Origin of the sequence: Myxococcus sp. AS-1-15, assembly GCF_020037055.1 — a bacterium.
In the GTDB taxonomy this organism is placed as follows: Bacteria; Myxococcota; Myxococcia; order Myxococcales; family Myxococcaceae; genus Myxococcus; species Myxococcus fulvus.
Genome location: NZ_JAIQDF010000050.1, coordinates 1 through 4,033, shown reverse-complemented (window position 1 = coordinate 4,033; position 4,033 = coordinate 1). Strand labels below are relative to the sequence as shown.

2 protein-coding genes are annotated in these 4,033 nt (G+C 70.6%); both read right to left on the bottom strand.

What is annotated here, in order from left to right; translation table 11 throughout:
- Window positions 1-927 (bottom strand): polyketide synthase (locus K8625_RS43395; protein ID WP_223786082.1); only part of this gene is annotated, 927 nt, incomplete at its 3' end.
- Window positions 928-938: 11 nt separating this feature from the next.
- A partial coding sequence (locus K8625_RS43390) for a type I polyketide synthase (protein WP_223786081.1) occupies window positions 939-4,033 on the bottom strand: 3,095 nt, incomplete at its 5' end.

Genomic DNA, 4,033 nt, shown 5'->3' with positions numbered 1-4,033 from the left:
GCTCGGACCGTCGTGGTTCACCGCCGTCCCGCGAATCACCGCCAGCACTTCGTTCCCGTCCGCCACCGCGTCCGACAGCCGCTTCAGCACCAGCACGCCGCAACCCTCGCCGCGCGCATAACCATCGGCCGAGGCGTCGAACGTCTTGCAGCGACCCTCGGGAGACAGTGCGCCGCTGCTCGCCAGGTAGACGCTCACTTCCGGGGAGAGGATGAGGTTCACTCCGCCCGCGAGCGCCACGGGGCACTCGCCCAGGCGCAGGCTCTGGATGGCCAGGTGCATCGCCACCAGTGACGACGAGCACGCCGTGTCCACCGCCATGCTCGGGCCCTGGAAGCCCAGCGCGTACGACAGGCGGCCCGCGCTGAAGCACGCACCCTTCGCCGTGCCGAAGTACGGGTCCAGCTGCGACAGGTCCGCGTTCGCGAGCATGCGCTGGCTGTAGTCCGTGTTCATCACGCCCACGAAGACGCCCACGCGCTGCCGGCCCCGGCGCTCCACCGGATACCCCGCTCGCTCCAGCGCCTCCCAGCCGACCTCCAGCAACAGCCGCTGCTGCGGGTCCATCGCCGCGGCCTCGCGCGGGGAGATGCCGAAGAACTGGGCGTCGAACTGGTCCACGTCCTTCAGGAAGCCACCCCGGCGGGTGTTGATCTTCCCCGGCACCTGCGGCTTCGGGTCATAGAGCGCGTCCACGTCCCAGCGATTCGCCGGCACCTCCATCGTGGCGTCCACGCCGTCTCGCAACAGCTCCCAGTACGCCTCCGGCGTGGTGACGCCACCCGGGAAGCGGCACGCCATTCCGACGATGGCGATGGGCTCCACTCGGGGCGTCGACTCGGCCTTCTCCAGCCGGGCCTCCAGCTTGCGAATCTTCACGAGCTGCTGCTGCACGATCTGCCGGTAGTTGATGTCCTCGGTCGTCATCTCGATATTCCTCAGGAATCCGTTGCCAGGTCCGCGAGCGCCAGACGGGCCAGCTCCGCGTCGGAGAGTGCGTCGAGGCCCACCTCGAGCTCGCCCTCGCCCGGCACCTCACGCGCCGGGGCGGGCTTCCTCTCGTCGTTGAACTTCAAGACAGCCTCGATGAGGTGGTCGGCGAGGAAGTCCACGTTGGGGTGGTTCATCGCGATGGTCGAAGGCAGCGAGTGCCCCAGCCCATCCTGCAGGGCGTTGCGCAGCTCGATGGCCATCAGCGAGTCCATGCCCAGGTCCGTGAAGCCCTGGCCCCAATCGACTCCTCCCGCCACGTCCAGGCGGAGCACTCGCCCCACCGCCTCCTGGAGCCTGCGGACGAGCACCTCTCGCCGCTCGTGCGGCAGCGCGCCCTGCAGCTCCGCCAACCACTGCTTCTTCGCCGTCGCCACGGCCGCGCGAGACTCTTCCTTCCGCGCCGGCGCCACCGCCGCGTAGAAGCCCGAGCGCCCCAGTCGTCCGAGGCCCTCCAGGTACGCCGGCCACCGGATGTGCATGAGCCCGAGCTGCGCCTGCGAGTGCCCCAGCGCCTTGCCCAACAGCTCCAGGCCCTGCGCCGTCGGCAGCGCGCGGATGCCCCGGCGCTCCAACGCCTTGGCCACCTGCGCGTCCGTGGCCATGCCCACCTCGGCCCACGGGCCCCAGTCCAGCGACAGCGCGGGCAACCCGCGGGAACGACGGACGTGCGCCAGCGCATCGAGGAAGGCGTTCGCCGCCGCGTAGCCACTCTGTCCCGGAGAGCCGAGCAGCGCCGCGGCCGACGAGAAGAGGACGAAGTGCTCCAGCGGCCGGGTCTCCGTGAGGCGGTGGAGGTTCCACGCACCCGCCACCTTGGGCGCCATCACCCGCTCGAAGCGCTGGGCGTCCTGCTGCACCAGTGCTCCGTCCTCGACGATGCCCGCCGCGTGGAAGATGCCGAGCAGCGGCACCGCCCCCGCGTCGATGCGCGCCAGCAGCGCCGCGACGTCCGCCTCACGCGCCACATCCGCCGAGGCCACCGTGACGCTCGCCCCCGCCTGCTCCAGCTCCGCGAGCACCGTGCGAGCCTCCGCCGTGGGCTCACGTCGTCCCACGAGGACCAGGTGACGCGCGCCGTGCTCCACCAGCCACCGCGCCATCGACAGGCCGAGCGCCCCCAGACCTCCCGTAATCAGGTACGTGCCGTCCGCGCGGAAGGAGGTGACCTCCGCGCCACCCTTCGCCCGTTGGAGCTGGGGACGCAGGCGCCTCTCCCGACGGAGGGCCACCTCGACTCCCGGCGTGTCGCTGGAGCGCAGCAGCTCGGTGAGCAGCGAGGACACGCTGCCCTTCACGTCTCGAGGGTCCAGGTCGATGCGGCCGCAGCGCAGCTCACCGTGCTCCAGGTCGATGACCCGGCCCAGGCCCCACAGGGACGCCTGCACGGGCGAGGACACCGCCACGCCATCGGCGGGCTGCGCGCCCTGCGTGACGAGCCACAGCGGAGACTGCGTGCCGCTGGCCACGAGTGCCTGCGTCAGGTGCAGCGCTCCCGTCGTGGCCTGGAGCGTCGCCTGATGCAGGGCCTCGGCGGACCGTGTCTCCTCGGAGGAGGTCTGGTCCAGGCCCCACAGGTAGACAGCGCCCGCGCACGGGGCTCCCTGCAGGGCCTCGCGCAGCAGTCGGGTGAAGTCGGCCGGGGTGCTCGCGTCGACCTCGAAGCGCTTCGAGGCCGTGTTCCGGAATCCAGCGCCAGGACGCACGCGGATGACGGAGGCTCCGCGCTCCTCCAGCCGCGTGGCCAGCTGCTCGCCGACGCCTTGTGCGTCCAGCAACAGCAGCCACGGGTGGGACTCGGCCTGGGGCAGCGGCGTGGGCGGCAGGGGCTCGGGGGTCCACGCCACCTCGTAGATGCGCTCCTCGGACTTCTTGTGCGTGCTGGCCTGGAGGACCTCACGGCTGGCGCGACGCGCGTGGAAGCCGAGAATCTCCGCCACCGGGCCGTGCTCGTCGAAGAGCTGCACGTCGCCGCTGAGGATTTCTTCCGTGATGGCCCGCTCGCCCGCGGTGGACTTCGCGTAGCACCACAGCGCGCCCTGCGGACGGCGGAAGAAGTTGAGCCTCGAGACACTGAACGGAATCGCCAGCGCGTCGGCCAGGCTCGTCGCGTCGCTCACCATCCAGTTGGCGAGCATCTGGAAGCACGAGTCGATGAGGCCCGGATACAGCTGGTAGTTGTCCGGGGAGTCCGGCAGCTCCGGCTGCTGCATCTGGCCGAACGCCTCGTCCTGGCTGCGCTGGAAGGGACCAATCCAGCGGAAGCTCGGGCCCAGCGTGTAGCCCATGGCTCGGAAGAACTTGTAGAAGTCGTCTCCCGAGCGCGACTCGGTGCAGCGCGCCAGCACGGCGTCACGCGCGGGCAGCGTCCTCGGCGTGGACACCTGGGACGGGTCCACTCGCAGCTCACCGGTGCCGTGCAGCACCCAGTCACCGGACTCGCCCTGGGTCATCAGCTTGAGGGAGTAGCCCTCCGCGTGCGGCGAGAAGATGAGCTGGAGCGGGCGCAGCTCGTCGTCCGCGAGCACCAGCGCCTGGTGGAAGGTGAGGTTCTCCAGCGTGCAGGCCTGGGGACCGAAGGTCTCCACGACGGCCGAGAGGACCATCGAGAGGTGAGAGGCCGCCGGTGTGACGACCGTGCCGTAGAGACGGTGGTCATCGAGGTACGCCGGACGGAACGCTCCGAGCGTCGTGCTGTAGATGATGTCGTCGAACGCGGGTGAGTACAGCCGGGTCCCGAGGTGCGGCTTGATGGTTCGAGCCTCACGCGGCGCGAGCAGCGCGCTCTGTCCCCGCGGCTCGCGGGTCCACCAGTAGCGCTGACGTTGGAACGGGTAGGTGGGCAGGGACACGGTGCGGCGCGCGTACGGCTTCTCGTACTCGCTCCACGCCACCTCCACTCCCTTCACGTACAGCGCCCCCAGCGCCTCCAGCGCCGTCTCCCACTCCCCCTTCCCCTTCCTCAGACTCGCCACCCACTCCAGCCCCTCCTCCTCCAGCGTCTGCCTCCCCATCCCCACCAACACCGGCGCGGGGCCCACCT